This is a genomic window from Polaromonas sp. CG_9.7, from assembly GCF_015752205.1.
Classification (GTDB): Bacteria; Pseudomonadota; Gammaproteobacteria; order Burkholderiales; family Burkholderiaceae_C; genus Polaromonas.
In genome coordinates, this window is record NZ_JADOVG010000002.1 from 36753 (window position 1) to 52566 (window position 15814).

The window sequence follows — 15814 nt, forward strand, 5'->3', positions numbered from 1 at the left end:
TGCCCCTTCAACAGGTGGCTGGTCGTTCCATGCAAGCCTACAGGCGTAGCCGACTTTTGGCTACGCCTGTCTGTGCAGTGCGGTGGGAAGATGCAAACTTTCACAGGTGAAGGCAAATGAATCCCTATCGACGTTTTGTGGCGATGATCGTCGTCTCGACCCTTGTGATGTTCGGTCTGATGTACCTGAACACCTACCAGCTGGACCATGTGTTCTTCAGCGAGACGCGGGCGTACATGGCCTTGCTCATGGGCGCCACCATGGCCATCGTCATGCTGGCGTTCATGACCCACATGCTTGAAAATCGCAGCGCCAACCTGGGCATTGCGGTGGTCAGTGCCGTGGTCTTTGCCGGATCGTTGTGGCTGGTCCGAAGCCAGGCGACGGTCGATGACGTGTCGTACATGCGCGCCATGATTCCCCACCATTCAATTGCCATCATGACCAGCACGCGCGCCCGCATCTCCGACCCCAGAGTTCGCAAGCTGGCCGATGGCATTGCCCAAGCCCAGGTCCGCGAGATTGCAGAGATGAAGCAGCTCATCCGGGACATCGACGCAAGGCGCTGAGCCTGATACGTCATCTTGGGCCCCCTGTTTTCAGGGGCGGAAGATTTTTGGCAAGCACTAACCGAGACTTGAAATTTGTCAGGATTGCGCAGCGGTTCGGAATGACATCACGGTACAGGGTGAATGACCTCCGTTGGCCTGCATTCCTGTTTTCGCTTAGCGGGCGAAGATGCGAGCGTGGGCAAGTCATCGGGTTCAGGCTTGTGAACGGCCTGTGCATTATTCAAATTCAAGCAAAAAATGGCTTACCCGCAAGCCCACAAAGAACTTGCAGCTATTGATTCAGGAGCGAATCACCACGGGCTGGACCGGCGTTGGAAAATACAGCACGCGGTCCATGCCGCTGCGTCTTTCTGCCAGCGCCAGCTTCAGCTCACGCTCCACCCGGCGCTTTTCACTGGCGCCGAGTTGCGTGGCCACCTCGATCCGAAGCGGACTGCAGCACAGCCACAAGCGGTCCTTTCGGGCACCGCCGCGCTCCAGCCGGGCCCAGGCCGGGTTCATGCAGTAGTGCCGGGTGTTCAGCCCGCGCACCACCTCGATGTCCAGCTGGCCATCCGGACCGAAGCTGATCTGCTCGCCGTCTGCCGCATGCACCATATAAAAAAGGTAGAGCGTTCCGGCCACGCTGATCTCCAGCAGGCACCACAGGGGAATCATCCACACGCCGTACCAGCCGAAGGGCAGGGCAACGGCTGTGCTGAACATTGCCAGCGCAACAAAGCTCATCAAGAGCTGGCGCGGCGTCAGCGCGCAGCGCCGTTTGAGCCGCCAGCGGGGCGGGTCAACGCCGGCATCTGCCGCAGGCGGACGGTCGGCTTCTGTGGATGAAAAAGCGTTCATGGCGTGGGTCGATGAGGTGGCGGCAGCAGCTCCGGCTTCTGCGCAGGGTTTGCATTGGCGCAGCGGAACGCAAAATATACCTGCGCCGGGCAAAAAGTAAATGCGCTGTCGGTAACGGCCCCAAGTCACGCGGCTGTGCGGGTTGCCGCAGCCCGCCCCACCCAGGCCAACTGCAAAGGCAACTGGGCGAAAAACCACGTTCCCCGTGCAGACTGACAGGCCAGGGCAAGGGCCGTCCTAAAATACCGTCCAGCCATGTCCGATCAAAATTTCCCCAAACCTCCCGCTTCCGGCGCCGTGCGTGTGCGCGCCGTGCCGGCCGATGCCAATGCGCCCGCGCCAACGGTCCGCCTGAACAAACGCATGGCCGACCTGGGCCTGTGCTCTCGCCGCGAGGCCGACGACTGGATTGCCCGGGGCTGGGTGCGCGTCAACGGCGTGCCTGCGGTGATGGGCCAGCCGGTGGCGGCCACTGCGCGCATCGACGTTGCCCGCGAAGCCGAGCAGCAGCAGCGCCAGCAGGTCACCATTTTGATCAACAAGCCGGTCGGCTACGTCAGCGGCCAGGCCGAGGACGGCCACGAGCCTGCCGTTGCGCTGGTGCAGCCGGAAAACCGCTGGCGCGAATGCAACAGCCGCATGCGCTGGGGCTTTGAGCAACTGCGCGGTCTGGCGCCGGCCGGCCGGTTGGACATCGACTCGATTGGCCTGCTGGTGCTGACGCAGGACGGCCGCGTGGCGCGCCAGCTCATCGGCGAGGACTCGGAGATGGAAAAGGAATACCTGGTGCGCGTCAGCTACGGGCATGAGAACGTCAACGTGCAGGCGGCGTTTCCGGCGGAGCGGCTGGCCGCGCTGTGCCACGGGCTGAGCCTGGACGGCAAGCTGCTGCGCCCGGCGCAGGTCAGCTGGCAAAACCCCGAGCAGCTGCGCTTTGTGCTGAAAGAAGGCAAGAAGCGCCAGATTCGCCGCATGTGCGAACAGGTCGGCCTGTTTGTCACCGGCCTGAAACGCGTACGCATCGGCCGTGTCAACCTGGGCCACCTGCCGATTGGCCAGTGGCGCTACCTGGCGCCGCACGAGCAGTTCTGAGACGGGCGCTAGCTTAGGATTTATACAAGATCGGTATTTAAAACGAAACTGGCTGGCTATTTGCTGTCGCGCAGAACCATTGCCAAAGAGGCGTACCAAGCCGATAGGTCGTCAATCTCCTGATCGCTCAGGGGTTTTGCAATCACGCTCATGACCTCATGGGTGCGCTTGCCACTGCGGTAATTCTTGAGTTGCTCGGTCAGATAAATCTGGGGTTGGCCTGCCAAATTGGGCGCATTGGGCAGCGTTGCGACGCCTTGAACGCCATGGCAGACCGCGCAGGCTGCATCGGCCTTGGCTTTGCCGGCCTCGAGGTCGGCGGCTGCTGCAAGCGTCAGGGCGCAGGAGGCCCCCAGTGCAAGCAGAATCTTCAGCATTCTCATTTTTTTAATTCCTGGGTAGCCCATGAAAAGACCCGTTCAGGCTGGTTGCGCCAGCCTGAACACCGGGTCTTTGAAAGTCAGTTAGTTAGCGTAGGTTACGCGGTAAATGGCGCCCGCATAGTCATCCGAAATCAGCAGCGAGCCGTCTTTCATCGGCGCCACATCCACCGGGCGACCGCGGTAAACACCAGTTTCGCTGTCAAGCCAGCCGTCGGCGAATACCTCGGATTTGCCAGCCGAGCCATCGGCGTTGACAGGAACGAAGTTGATTAGCGCTCCAGTGGCCTTGGTGCGGTTCCATGAGCCATGGGCAGCAACGAACATGCCTCCCTGGAATTTGGCTGGAAACTGCTTGCCGTTGTAGAAGTTCATCCCCAATTGCGCCTGATGCGCTGGAAACTCGACTTGGGGAAACACCGCCTTGGCAGGCTCTTTCATGTCCTTGAGATCAAGTGCCGCTGACGAGCCGGCCACCTTGACCTTGCCGACCCAGTAAGGGTAGCCAAAGTGCTGGCCAACCGCAGTCGCGCGGTTCAGCTCGCCCGGAGGGGTTTCATCACCCATGCCATCGGTCTGGTTGTCGGTAAACCACAAGGTTTTGTCCTTGGGATTGAAGTCCATGCCGACCGAGTTGCGCACGCCCCGGGCAAACACTTCTCGCTTGGAGCCATCAAACGCGTCCATGCGAATAATGCCGCCAATGCCCAGTTTGTCGTACAGATCCACTTTGCCGGCGGGCTGCACATTGTGCGGCTGACCCAGGGTGATGTACAGCTTGCCATCGTCGCCAACCCGGCAGGTGCGGGCGCCGTGGTTGTAGGACTCTTCCTCGACCGGAATCAGATTGCCCTGGCCCACGACTTCAATCACGGCGACATCCGGGCCTTCATAGAAAAACTCGGCCGCCGGGAAGTTGAGCACGCGGTTGTGCTCCACCACCACCAGGAAACCGTCCTTGGTCCAGCACACGCCATTGGGCACCTTGAAATTGAGCGAAGGCGCAAAAGCCTTGACCTCGGTGGCCGTGCCGCTGCTGTTCCGGTCGGTCACAGCCCAGACCGTGGTTTTTCGGGTACCGACAAAGAGCATGTTGGTCGATGGCGCGACGGCCATATGGCGCGCATCGGGCACCACGGCATACAAATCGATCTTGAAGCCCGGCGGCAGCTTGATTTTTTTCAGGTTGGCGCGAATCGCATCGGCGTTCTTGCCTTCCTGGGGAACCGACGGAATGTTCAGGTCCGTGCCCGACACCTTCATTTGCTTGAGATTGGCAATATTGTCCTTTGGTGCCTGGGCCGCAGCCCCCAGCGCCAGCCCACCCGCCGCCAGCGCAAGCAACAATTTCGCAACTTTCATGAAGTCTCCTGTTTAGATGGTTTTGTCAATGCATGAAGCCACACAGCATGGCGTCTCATTAACCGCCATCATTTCCAAAAAATCAATAGCTCGATGCCTGGATGCGCTACGGTTTCGGGTAAATACCAATCGGGTAAATACCCGTCTGAAAAAGCTTGCTAAACGGCAGATAACCACCGCGCCGGACACTGCCGGTTTGAAGTTGCGCCAGAGGCGCAGCGGCTTCGCCCAGAAACATCAGCGCGATTCAGCTGCTATTGAAAAAATAGCTATAAATGCCCGCCGGTATTGCGCAATCGATATATTTTGCATAAAAACAAGTTTCCGGACACGGCCGCTGCGGCCACTGGCTGGCGCAGGGTTGAAAATAGCGGGTTGCGGGCGCATCTGTTGCGCTGTCTTTTATTCATCCTGACTGAGCCAAACCCATGCAAAAACAAACCCGTCCCTTTCAAGCCGAAGTTGCACAGCTGCTCAAGCTGGTCACGCATTCGCTGTACTCCAACCCTGAAATCTTTTTGCGCGAGCTGATTTCCAACGCCTCGGATGCCTGCGACAAGCTGCGCTTTGAATCGTTGAACGACGCCGGCCTGTACGAAAACGACAGCGAACTGAAGGTGCGCGTCAGCTTCGATGCCACCGCCAAAACCTTGAGCATCACCGACAACGGCATCGGCATGTCGCAGCAGGAGGCGATTGACCACCTCGGTACGATTGCCAAGAGCGGCACGCGCGACTTCGTGTCCAGCCTGTCGGGCGACCAGAAGGCCGATTCGCAGCTGATCGGCCAGTTCGGCGTCGGCTTTTACTCGGGCTTCATCGTCGCCGACAAGATCACCGTCGAAAGCCGCCGCGCCGGTCTGCCTGCAGCCCAAGGCGTGCGCTGGGTCAGCGACGGCACGGGCGAATTCGAGGTCGGCGAGATCGAGCGCGCCGAACGCGGCACCAGCATCACGCTGCACATGAAAGAAGACGCCAGCGAGTACCTGAACGCCTGGAAGCTGAAAAGCGTCATCAACAAGTATTCCGACCATATTTCGCTGCCCATCATGATGGAAAAAGAAGAGTGGAAGGAAGGCGAAAACGACCAGCCGGGCGAGATGGCCAAAACCGGCGAATGGGACACCGTGAACCAGGCCGCCGCGCTCTGGACGCGCGCCAAGAAAGACATCACGCCCGAGCATTACGCCGAGTTCTACAAACAGATCAGCTACGACAGCGAAGCGCCGCTGGCCTATACGCACAACCGCGTCGAAGGCGCGACCGAATACACGCAGTTGCTGTTCATCCCGGCCAAGGCGCCAATGGACATGTTTCAGCGCGACAAGGCCGCCGGCGTCAAGCTCTACGTCAAGCGCGTCTTCATCATGGATGACGCCCAGGCGCTGCTGCCCAGCTACCTGCGTTTTGTCAAAGGCGTGGTCGATTCGTCCGACCTGCCGCTGAACGTGTCGCGCGAACTGCTGCAGGAAAGCCGCGCCGTCAAAGCCATTCGCGAAGGCAACACCCGCCGCGTGCTGTCGATGGTCGAGGACCTGGCGAACAACGAGCCGGAAAAATTCACGGCCTTCTATGCCGAATTCGGCGCGGTGCTGAAGGAAGGCCTGGGCGAAGACCATGCCAACCGCGAGCGCCTGGCCAAGCTGCTGCGCTTTGCCAGCTCGACCACCGACACCACCAGCGTGAGCTTTGCCGACTACAAGGCGCGCATGAAGGACGGCCAGGACGCGATTTACTACATCACCGCCGACACGCTGGCCGCCGCCAAGAACAGCCCGCAGCTGGAAATCTTCCGCAAGAAAGGCATCGAGGTGCTGCTGATGGCCGACCGGGTCGACGAGTGGGCGCTGAATTACCTGAATGAGTTTGACGGCACGCCACTGCAGTCGGTCGCCAAGGGCGCGGTCGATCTGGGCAAGCTGCAGGACGAGGACGAGAAAAAAGCCGCCGAAGAAGCGCAAACCCAGTTCAAGCCAATTTTGGACAAGCTGAAGGAAGCGCTGAAAGACAAGGCGTCCGACGTGCGCGCCACCAGCCGCTTGGTCGATTCACCGGCGTGTCTGGTGGTGCAGGACGGCGACATGTCCACGCAACTGGCGCGCATGCTCAAGCAGGCTGGCCAGAGCGTGCCAGAAGTCAAGCCGATTCTGGAAGTCAATGCCCAGCATCCGCTGGTCAGGAAGCTCGAAGCGAGCAGCGAATCGGCCAGTTTCGACGACCTGGCCAACATCTTGTTCGACCAGGCGCTGCTGGCCGAAGGCGGCATGCCGGCGGATCCGGCGGCCTATGTGCGCCGGGTGAATGCGCTGCTGGTGTGAACGCGTCACCGCACTGAATGCACAAGGCCCCGGATCACGCCGGGGCCTTTTTTTTTGGTAACTATTCAGTACCCTGAAGCGCTTCGCATTCTCTTTTTTATTGCGGATTGAGTATGCCCCGGGCTTGATCCGGGGATCCGCAATCCATGACGCCGCCTTGGGAAAAGGCATGGATCCCGGGTCGAGCCCGGGATGACAGTAGAGCCCCGGATTAGCGCAATACCTGTCTTGCGCTTTCCCCTGAAAAGCGCGCTGAAGAATTGCCTTGTACATCATTAAAAATGCCATTGGCGCCCGTCAGTAAAACGCAAGCAGCTATTTAATTAATAGCATTATGGCCATTTTCAGGGTGCCATGAAGGCGCATTGGCAAGCCGACTTCAAGGCTGGCGCCCGCCCAGGTAGGGGAAGGGGTTGACCGGCTCGCCTTTCCACCACTGCTTTTCGGGGCCGAGCCAGAAAATGGCGAAATGCAGATGCGGCGCGTCCGTATTGGCATTGCCGGTGGCGCCAACGCAGCCGATCACGCTGCCGCGCCGTACCGCCGTACCGCCGTACCGCCTGGCACTCGGCCAGCCCGTCGGCATAGCGTTCCAGGTGTGCGTAGTAATAGGCGAGTCGCCCGCTTGGGTCGAACGGGTAGACGGTGATGCCGCCGGGCTTGCTGAGGAACAGCCTGGCGATGTGGCCGTCGTCTGCCGCCAGCACCAGCGTGCCGGTGGGCGCCAGGATGTCGATGGCCTCGTGGCCGCCTTCCCGGCCATCGCCAAAGGTGTCGCGCAACTCGCGGGGGGTAATGCCCTGCACCGGCACCAGCAGGGGGGGGGCGGCTCGGCAAGCGTGCCGGAGATTGCCGCACGGGCCAAAGCGTCTGCCGGCGCAGCGGCCCAGGCGCTGGCGACTTCCGCCAGGCAAAGCATCGCTGCCATGCACCAGCCCCTGGCTCGGTGGGCCGGCGGATGCTCAGGCATGGACAGGCGCATCCACAAGGCGCTCAGCCTGTGCCTGCCCAGGCGACGTCAGCGCCTGCAAGGTAGTGCCGGCTGCCACTGAAGGCGAAATCGCCGCCTCGCCGCCTCAGGCCACCAGCGGCGGCGCCTGCATCGCCTCGGTCTGTTCGACGAGCATGTCCACCTGGCCTTTCCAGTAGTCGCTCGAGCCAAACCACGGAAAATTGATTGGAAAGATCGGGTCGTGCCAGCGCTGCGCCAGCCAGGCGCTGTAATGCACCAGGCGCAGCGTGCGCAGCGGCTCGATCAGCACCAGCTCGCGCCGGTCAAATTGGCCGAATTCGTCATAACCATCGACCAGCGCGCCCAGCTGGCGCAGCTGCTGGGGCCGGTCGCCCGACAGCAGCATCCACAAGTCCTGGACCGCCGGGCCGCTCCTCGCGTCGTCCAGATCGACAAAATGCGGCCCGGCCAGCGGCATGCCTTCGGGCGTCCACAAAATGTTGCCGGGGTGGCAGTCGCCATGCAGGCGCAACTGGCGCGCCTGCGGAACGCTGTCGAACACACCTTTCGCAACCACCATGGCTTCGTCGAAGGCCTTGAGCCAGCGTGACTCCATGTCCAGCGGCAGGTAGCCGCCCGCCAGCAGGGCATCGCGCGAGTCGTTGCCAAACGTCTGCAGGTTCAGGGCAGGGCGGTGCTCGAAAGGCCGGCCCGCGCCCACCGTGTGGATGCGCGCCAGGAAGCGGCCAATCCATTCGAGCACGTCAAGGTTGTCCAGCTCGGGGCGCCGGCCGCCACGGCTGGGCGACACGCTGAAGCTGAAGTCGTTGAAGGGGTTCAACGTCGTGCCGTTCAGCAGCAAAGGGCCGACCACCGGGATTTCAGCGGTCATCAGCTCGGCGGCAAACGCATGTTCTTCCAGGATTTGCGCGTCGCTCCAGCGCTTGGGACGGTAGAACTTGACCACCACGATCTCGCCTGCCCGCTCGGCGCTGCCCACGGGGCTTTCCAGGTGCACCTGGTACACCCGGTTTTCATAGCTGGACAGCGCCATCAGGCGGCCGTCGCCGACCAATCCGACGCTGGCCAGCGCGTCCAGCACGACGTCGGGCGTCAGGTGTTCGTAAACATGGATGTCGTGGCGTGCTGCAGGCGCCTTGTTGTAATCGGTCATGCCCGATTGTGGCCCCACCGCAGGGCCTGTTTCAAGCGCCAGCGGCAGGCGCAAAAAAGCCCGCCGGTTGTCAAGCGGGCGGGCCTGGGGTGCGGCCTGGGCCTGCGCGCTTATTTCAGCGTCAGCGTCACGTCGATGTTGCCGCGTGTGGCGTTCGAGTACGGGCACACCTGGTGCGCGGCATCAATCAGGTCTTGCGCTGCGGCAGCGTCCATGCCGGGCAGGGAAATTTCCATGCGAACGGCAATGCCGTAGCCATTCGGAATCTTGCCCAGGTCCACGCTGGCGTCAATGCTGATGTCGGCGGGCAAAGTAATGTTTTTCGTGCCGGCGACGGCCTTCATCGCCCCGATGAAGCAGGCGGAATAACCGGCAGCAAACAGCTGCTCGGGGTTGGTGCCGTTGCCGGTGGTGCCGGGCGAGCTCAGGTTGACGTTCAGGCGGGCATCGCTGGATTTGGCCTGGCCGTCGCGGCCGCCGGTGGTGTTGGTCTGGGCGGTGTAAAGCACCTGGTCAAGTTTCGTGGTCATGCGTTTCCTTGGAAATGCCCCGGAATCGGGGCGGGTTGAAAAATCGGAATAGGGGGATTGAGGCTATATGCTCAGGCCCGCAATTGCTGGCGCAGGGCTTGTACCTGCCGTGTCAACGATAGCAGTTCGGATGTCGTGCAATGGGTGGCGCGCCGGATGCAGTCGGGGATGTTGGCGGCCTGCGCCTTCAGCGCACGGCCGGCAGGCGTCAGCGTGATGTGAACGCAGCGCTCGTCATCAACCGCACGCAGGCGCGACACCAGACCCGCCGATTCAAGCCGCTTGAGCAAGGGCGTGAGCGTTCCCGAATCGAGAAAAAGCCGCTCACCCAGTTCGGACACGGACAAGCCGTCGCGCTCCCACAGCACCAGCAGCGCCAGGTACTGCGGATACGTGATGCCCAGCGCCTGCAGCAGCGGCTGGTAGCGCCGCGTCATGGCGAGAGAGGTCGAATACAGCGCAAAGCACAACTGGTTGTCCAGCAGCAGCATGGCGTCGGCTTTCGCCTGTGTATCGGTCGGGGATTGATCGGACATGGGTTTTATTATTGCACACAACTTAATTACGTGCAATTTGGTTGCTGAAAACTCAAGCACGGGATCCTCCTGGGGCAGGCAAAGGCTGCAAAAACAGCACGCGGCTAAACTGGATGGCCATGCAAAAATCCAGTTCACCTACCCCCGTAAAACCCAGCGACAAATCCACCGGCAAGACTTCGCGCAAGGCCCTGGCTGCCGCCCATGCGGCAAAGCCGGTCCAGGTGATTGAAGAACTCCGGCCCGGCCAGTCAATCGAGCTGCTGCAGGAGCTGCACATCCTGACCCGTGAAGGCAAGCTCAACCAGGACACGCGGCGCAAGCTCAAGCAGGTCTATCACCTGTACCAGTTCATTGAGCCGCTGCTGAAGGAAGTGTCGGCCAACGGCCACGGCTTCACGCTGGCCGACCACGGCGCCGGCAAGTCCTATCTGGGTTTCATCCTGTACGACCTGTTCTTCAACGTGGCGCACCAGGGCGAAAAGGTCAACGGCCATGTCTACGGCATTGAAACCCGCGCCGAACTGGTGGAAAAATCGCGCGCGTTGGCGCTGCGGCTGGGTTTTGCGAACATGTCCTTTTTGAACCTGTCGGTGCAGCAAGCCACAAGCGCCGCCGACCTGCCGCCGCAGGTGGACATCGTCACCGCGCTGCATGCCTGCGACACCGCCACCGACGACGCCATCGCCTTTGGCCTGGCCAAGCAGGCGCGCCACATGGTGCTGGTGCCCTGCTGCCAGGCCGAGGTGGCCGGCGTGCTGAGAAAAACACGCGCCTTGAACCTGAACAAGAACCCGCTGGCCGAGTTGTGGCGCCATCCGCTGCACACCCGCGAATTCGGCAGCCAGATCACCAACGTGCTGCGCTGCCTGCAGCTGGAGGCCAACGGCTACCAGGTCACGGTGACCGAACTGGTTGGCTGGGAGCATTCGATGAAAAACGAACTCATTCTGGCCAGCCGCCCGGCCCTGTCGAACGGAGCCCATGCGGCAAAGACCCGCGCCGCGCAGACGCGCTTGCAGCAGGTGCTGGCCGAACTGGGCCTGGGCGAGTTGACGGCGCGCTTCGCGGTGGCGGCCGGGGACGCCGGGCCAGCGTGACAGCTGGCCGGGGCGGAATTCTGCATCAGCACGCGCAAACCAGTGCTGCCCAAAGTACCCAGTCGGTGTGGGCGACAGCCGTGCGTGAAGCGAAAGCTAAAAAAAGCAGGCGGCCGGTGAGTGTTCTGTTTTGTCACAGGTGTCTCGGAACGGAACGTTGCATGGCGCCTCAAGCCGGCGCATGTGACACAAACTGCGCAAGAGCGCTTTGGTTTTGATTCAGTGAAAGCTATTTTTGATTAAAAATGGCTCTGGCGCAATTTCAGTAGATGCAAGCAGCTATGAATTAAGGAGCAAAATTGATCCGATGGCCTGTGCGCCGTGAGGCAAGGGCTGCAAAAGGATAGCGAAATATCCGGGAAACGGGCGAGCAATGCGGGTTTTCCGTCTTCGCCCCGCTGGCACGTTCCTTGATACTGATGCAGTACCCGCAAGGAAGGCCATTTCGCCATTGACCCGAAAAAGGAGACCCATGATCTACGCAGCACCCGGCGCCCCGGACGCCCCGCACACCTACAAAGCCCGGTACGACAACTTCATCGGCGGCGAGTGGCTTGCGCCGGCCAAGGGGCAGTACTTCGACGTGATCAGCCCGGTCAATGGCAAGCCTTACACGCAGGTCGCCCGTTCCACCGCCGAAGACATCGAAAGCGCCCTTGACGCCGCCCATGCGGCCGCCGACACATGGGGCCGCACCTCTGCAGGCGAGCGCTCCAACGTGCTGCTCAAGGTGGCCGACCGCCTCGAAGCCAACCTCGAACTGCTGGCCTGGGCCGAAACCGTGGACAACGGCAAGCCGATCCGCGAAACGCTGAATGCCGACATTCCGCTGGCCATTGACCACTTTCGCTATTTCGCCGGTTGCATCCGCGCGCAGGAAGGCGGCATCAGCGAGATCGACGAGAACACCGTCGCCTACCACCTGTACGAGCCGCTGGGCGTCGTCGGCCAGATCATTCCCTGGAACTTCCCGATCCTGATGGCCGCCTGGAAACTGGCCCCGGCGCTGGCCGCCGGCAACTGCGTGGTGCTCAAGCCCGCCGAATCCACGCCCATCAGTATTTTGTTGGTGGCCGAACTGATTGCCGACCTTCTGCCCGCCGGCGTGCTCAACATCGTCAATGGCTACGGCCGCGAAGCCGGCATGCCGCTGGCCACCAGCAAGCGCATCGCCAAGATCGCCTTCACCGGCTCCACCTCGACCGGCCGCGTGATTGCGCAGGCAGCGGCCAACAACCTGATTCCGGCCACGCTGGAGCTTGGCGGCAAATCGCCCAACGTCTTTTTTGCCGATGTGATGGACAAGGACGACAGTTTCCTGGACAAGGCCATCGAAGGCCTGGTGCTGTTTGCCTTCAACCAGGGCGAGGTCTGCACCGCGCCGTCGCGTGCGCTGATCCAGGAATCGATTTACGACGCTTTCATGGAGCGCGTGCTTCAGCGCGTCGCCGCCATCAAGATGGGCAACCCGCTAGACACCGACACCATGATGGGTGCGCAGGCGTCCAAGGAGCAGCTCACCAAGATCATGTCCTACCTCGAACTGGGTCGCCAGGAGGGCGCCGAGGTGCTGATTGGCGGCGAGCAGGCCGAGCTGGGCGGCGATTACGAAGGCGGTTATTACGTCAAGCCCACGCTGTTCAAGGGCCACAACAAGATGCGCATCTTCCAGGAGGAAATCTTTGGCCCGGTGCTGGCCGTGACCACCTTCAAGGACGAGGCCGATGCGCTGGCCATTGCCAACGACACGCTCTACGGCCTGGGTGCCGGCGTGTGGAGCCGCAACGGCAATGTCGCCTACCGCATGGGCCGCGCCATCAAGGCCGGCCGCGTCTGGACCAACTGCTACCACGCCTACCCGGCGCACGCGGCGTTTGGCGGCTACAAGGAATCGGGTCTGGGCCGTGAAAACCACAAGATGATGCTGGGCCACTACCAGCAGACCAAGAACCTGCTGGTCAGCTACAGCGAGCAAAAGCTCGGGTTCTTCTGATATTTTTGACCTGTTGCTGAACGGTCGGCCCAAGGCCGCGCAGCATTCACGGGGACGGGCAACCGTCCCTTTTTGCGTTTCATGGTGTTTTAACGGGAGATCGAGATGGTTGAAAAAGTCATTGCCACCCCGGCGGCGCTCGAACTGGTCGAGCAGCTCCAGGCGAAACATGGCACCGTCATGTTCCACCAGTCCGGCGGCTGCTGCGACAACAGTGCGGCCAATTGCTACCTGCCGGGCGAGATCACGATGGGCGCAGGCGATGTCTTTCTGGGCGAGATCGGCGGTGCGCGGTTTTACATCGGCAAGTCGCAGTACGCGTCCTGGAAGCACACGCAGCTGATCATCGACGTCATTGACGGGCATGGCGGCACGTTCTCGCTCGAAGGCCCCGAGGGCAAGGCGTTTCACACGCGTTCGCGGGTCTTCACCGAAGCGGAACTGGAAGAAATCGAAAGGCAGGATGCCGCGCAATCCGGGGCACAAGCCTTGTGAATCTCTGACCTGGTTCAAGGCAAGCCAGCTTTGGCGGGATTGATGCCTTGCGTGTGCCGGTAGGTCACACATTCGCGTTTGATTGAATCGCCAGAAAAAGGCGAGAACTTCTTTGGGCTCAAGGGTTGGTGCTGTTGTGCGCCTTTGTTGTCGTGTTGCAGAATGGGGTCGTTCCAAGCATTCGTCCGCCGTAAGACGGGCCGGGCCGAATCGCAAGGCAAGGACACCAAAAGGTCTCGCGCCATATTTCGCGCAGGTCGCACACGCAATTCAAGGAGAGGAGGATGAGCATTCCGGCTACCCGCTATTCACCTTCCCGCGCAGACTCGCCAAGCGGCTACGAAACAGAAGACGAACGAAAGCGCGTGCTGATCGACGCGTCTCACCAGCGTTCGCAGTCCTTCGGTATTGCCAGTTCCGACCCCCCCGATTTTTCTCTGCCCAGCCAAATCGTCCTGACGCAGACGGTGGAAGAAAACCGTTTTTTGATGCTGCATGCCGCGCCCGCCATGGAAACGCTGTATGGGCAGATCGCCAACACCCACAGCATGGTGCTGCTGACGTCGGCCAAGGGCGTGGTGTTGCACTCGCTGGGCGACAGCGACTTTCTGGAAAAGGCCTCGCAGGTGGCGCTGACGCCCGGCGTGGACTGGTCTGAAGACAGCAAAGGCACGAATGCCATCGGCACCGCGCTGCGCGAGGAGCTGCCCGTCATGGTGCATGGCGGCGAGCACTACATGAACGCCAACAAGTTCATGAGTTGCTCGTGCGCACCCATCATGGACCCCTACGGCCAGCTGATCGGGGCGCTGGACGTGAGCGGCGACCACCGCAGCGTTCACCCGCACACGATGGCGCTGGTGCGAATGACGGCGCAAATGGTTGAAAACCACATGTTCGCCGACATCTTCCCGAAGGCTGTGCGCCTGCATTTCCACAGCCGTCCCGAATTCATCGGCACGCTGGTCGAGGGCATCGTGGTGTTTTCCCCTGAAGGGCACTTCCTGTCGGCCAACCGCAGCGCGCAGTTCCAGCTGGGCTTGTCCCACAACGCGCTGAAGGCACACACTTTTTCGTCACTGTTCGGCATTGCCATGTCGCAACTTTACGAGCTCTGCCGGGGCGGTATTCCCCGGCTGCATGCAATGTGCCTGCACAACGGCGTGACGGTGTCCTGCCGGGTCAGAATCAAGCAGGCAGTGCAGTGGTTTGGGGGTCACGACGCGAGCCATGTCGCCGCGCTAGGCCTGCCGGCCGACCCGGACATCAACCGGAACACTGCGACGCGCAAGCTGCAGTTGTCCACGCTGCGTTACCTCGACACCGGCGACCCGCAGGTGTCGGCAGTGATCCGCAAGCTCCGCATGGTGCGCGGGCGCGACATCCCGATCATGATCCTGGGAGAAACCGGCACCGGCAAGGACCTGATGGCGCAGGCCATTCATGGCGACTCCGACCGGGCTGCCAAGCCCTTTGTGTCGGTCAATTGCGCGTCCATTCCCGAAACCCTGATCGAGTCCGAACTGTTTGGCTACGAGGACGGCGCCTTCACCGGGGCGCGCAAGAAAGGCGCCATCGGCAAAATCCAGCAGGCCAACGGCGGCACCCTGTTTCTCGATGAAATCGGCGACATGCCCCGGCATTTGCAGGCACGCCTGCTGCGCGTGCTGCAGGACCGCCGCGTCAGTCCGCTCGGCGCCAGCAGGGAAGTGGACGTCGATATTGCCATCGTGTGCGCCACCAATAAAAGCCTCAAGGACATGATCGCGCGCGGCGAGTTCCGGGAAGACCTGTATTACCGGCTGAACGGTCTGGTGGTGCGCCTGCCGGCGCTGCGCGAGCGAACCGACTTTGATCTGGTCCTCAGCAAGATCATCGGCAGCCTGTGCGACAAGGGTGCGAAGGTCGGGCTGGCGGCCGACGTGCAGGCCATGTTCCGCGCCTACCACTGGCCTGGCAACTTCCGCCAGTTGCACAACCTGCTGCGCACTGCCGTGGTCATGATCGGCTGCGAGGGGCTGATCGAGCGCATTCACCTGCCCGACGACTTTCTTGAAGAACTGGCGCAACCGCCCGCCGGCCAGCCGTTGGAGAAAACGCCGGCCGCCAGCGCCGTCCCGGAGATTCGGCATGTCCCGGTGCATGAACGGCCGGTCTGCGAAGCCGCTGGTCACAGCCTGCAGGATGTCGCCTTGTCCGCCATGGCCCGGATGCTGCGCCAGCACCAGGGCAACGTGTCGGCTACTGCCAAGGCGCTCGGGGTTTCGCGCAATACCATCTACCGCAAAAAAGACCAGCTGCCGCCGGATGTCTGGAAATGATGCTGTGCCGTCGTCCTGCGCTATGGGGTGTCGGTCAGCGCGAAATTACCCCGGATTTTCTCTGGACGATTGGCTTTTATTGCTACTGAATTAATAGCTGTTGAGGAATTCAGGATAAGCGCAAAATGCCTTTTTGATACAAAAAATCA

16 protein-coding genes are annotated in these 15814 nt (G+C 61.4%); 9 read left to right on the forward strand and 7 right to left on the reverse strand.

Annotated elements, in window-relative coordinates; translation table 11 throughout:
* Window positions 1–116: 116 nt before the first annotated feature.
* A complete protein-coding gene (locus IWX87_RS02160) occupies window positions 117–569 on the forward strand; it encodes a DUF305 domain-containing protein (RefSeq protein WP_196861877.1) in 453 nt (150 codons plus the stop codon).
* Window positions 570–851: 282 nt separating this feature from the next.
* Here the strand turns inward: IWX87_RS02160 and IWX87_RS02165 are convergent, their stop codons facing one another.
* Window positions 852–1412 (reverse strand): DUF2244 domain-containing protein, encoded by a 561-nt coding sequence (locus IWX87_RS02165; protein ID WP_196861878.1) that lies wholly within the window; start codon window positions 1410–1412, stop codon window positions 852–854.
* Between the two features lie 255 nt (window positions 1413–1667).
* Between IWX87_RS02165 and IWX87_RS02170 the strand changes: the two genes are divergently transcribed.
* A complete protein-coding gene (locus tag IWX87_RS02170) occupies window positions 1668–2504 on the forward strand; it encodes a pseudouridine synthase (protein ID WP_196861879.1) in 837 nt (278 codons plus the stop codon).
* Window positions 2505–2560: 56 nt separating this feature from the next.
* Here the strand turns inward: IWX87_RS02170 and IWX87_RS02175 are convergent, their stop codons facing one another.
* Window positions 2561–2881, reverse strand: coding sequence for a cytochrome c (locus IWX87_RS02175; protein WP_231374556.1), 321 nt, complete (start codon window positions 2879–2881; stop codon window positions 2561–2563).
* Between the two features lie 87 nt (window positions 2882–2968).
* Window positions 2969–4246, reverse strand: a complete 1278-nt coding sequence (locus IWX87_RS02180; protein ID WP_196861881.1) for a sorbosone dehydrogenase family protein — start codon at window positions 4244–4246, stop codon at window positions 2969–2971.
* A gap of 28 nt (window positions 4247–4274) precedes the next feature.
* Here IWX87_RS02180 and IWX87_RS02185 point away from each other — a divergent pair, with 28 nt between their 5' ends.
* Together IWX87_RS02185 and htpG are read left to right on the forward strand one after the other, a co-directional pair.
* Entirely contained in the window at window positions 4275–4661 is a 387-nt protein-coding gene (locus IWX87_RS02185; RefSeq protein WP_196861882.1) for a hypothetical protein, read from the forward strand.
* Between the two features lie 13 nt (window positions 4662–4674).
* Entirely contained in the window at window positions 4675–6564 is a 1890-nt protein-coding gene (gene htpG / locus IWX87_RS02190) for a molecular chaperone HtpG (protein WP_196861883.1), read from the forward strand.
* Window positions 6565–6943: 379 nt separating this feature from the next.
* Here htpG and IWX87_RS02195 read toward each other — a convergent pair whose 3' ends face one another.
* Window positions 6944–7090, reverse strand: coding sequence for a hypothetical protein (locus IWX87_RS02195; RefSeq protein WP_196861884.1), 147 nt, complete (start codon window positions 7088–7090; stop codon window positions 6944–6946).
* On the opposite strand from IWX87_RS02195, the gene IWX87_RS02200 reads away from it, so the two are divergent.
* On the forward strand, window positions 7068–7616 hold the full coding sequence (locus tag IWX87_RS02200; protein ID WP_196861885.1) for a hypothetical protein: 549 nt from the start codon (window positions 7068–7070) through the stop codon (window positions 7614–7616). The two genes, IWX87_RS02195 and IWX87_RS02200, sit on opposite strands and share 23 nt — an antisense overlap.
* Window positions 7617–7640: 24 nt before the next feature.
* On the opposite strand, the gene IWX87_RS02205 is transcribed toward IWX87_RS02200, so the two are convergent.
* The 3 genes from IWX87_RS02205 to IWX87_RS02215 all read right to left on the reverse strand — a co-directional run bounded on the left by IWX87_RS02205 (window position 7641) and on the right by IWX87_RS02215 (window position 9756).
* Window positions 7641–8690: a serine/threonine protein kinase gene (locus tag IWX87_RS02205; protein ID WP_196862192.1), complete on the reverse strand. Its 1050-nt coding sequence runs from the start codon at window positions 8688–8690 to the stop codon at window positions 7641–7643.
* Window positions 8691–8800: 110 nt separating this feature from the next.
* Window positions 8801–9220, reverse strand: coding sequence for an organic hydroperoxide resistance protein (locus IWX87_RS02210; RefSeq protein ID WP_196861886.1), 420 nt, complete (start codon window positions 9218–9220; stop codon window positions 8801–8803).
* Between the two features lie 71 nt (window positions 9221–9291).
* Window positions 9292–9756, reverse strand: a complete 465-nt coding sequence (locus IWX87_RS02215) for a MarR family winged helix-turn-helix transcriptional regulator (RefSeq protein WP_196861887.1) — start codon at window positions 9754–9756, stop codon at window positions 9292–9294.
* Between the two features lie 119 nt (window positions 9757–9875).
* On the opposite strand from IWX87_RS02215, the gene IWX87_RS02220 reads away from it, so the two are divergent.
* The 4 genes from IWX87_RS02220 to IWX87_RS02235 all read left to right on the forward strand — a co-directional run bounded on the left by IWX87_RS02220 (window position 9876) and on the right by IWX87_RS02235 (window position 15665).
* Complete coding sequence (locus IWX87_RS02220) at window positions 9876–10856, forward strand: SAM-dependent methyltransferase (RefSeq protein WP_196861888.1); 981 nt, start codon at window positions 9876–9878, stop codon at window positions 10854–10856.
* 472 nt (window positions 10857–11328) lie between these two features.
* Entirely contained in the window at window positions 11329–12849 is a 1521-nt protein-coding gene (locus tag IWX87_RS02225; protein ID WP_196861889.1) for an aldehyde dehydrogenase family protein, read from the forward strand.
* Window positions 12850–12954: 105 nt separating this feature from the next.
* The gene (locus tag IWX87_RS02230) at window positions 12955–13344 is read left to right on the forward strand and encodes a DUF779 domain-containing protein (protein ID WP_196861890.1); all 390 of its coding nucleotides are present in this window, start codon (window positions 12955–12957) and stop codon (window positions 13342–13344) included.
* Between the two features lie 284 nt (window positions 13345–13628).
* Complete coding sequence (locus IWX87_RS02235; RefSeq protein ID WP_196861891.1) at window positions 13629–15665, forward strand: sigma-54-dependent Fis family transcriptional regulator; 2037 nt, start codon at window positions 13629–13631, stop codon at window positions 15663–15665.
* The last annotated feature ends 149 nt before the right edge of the window (window positions 15666–15814 follow it).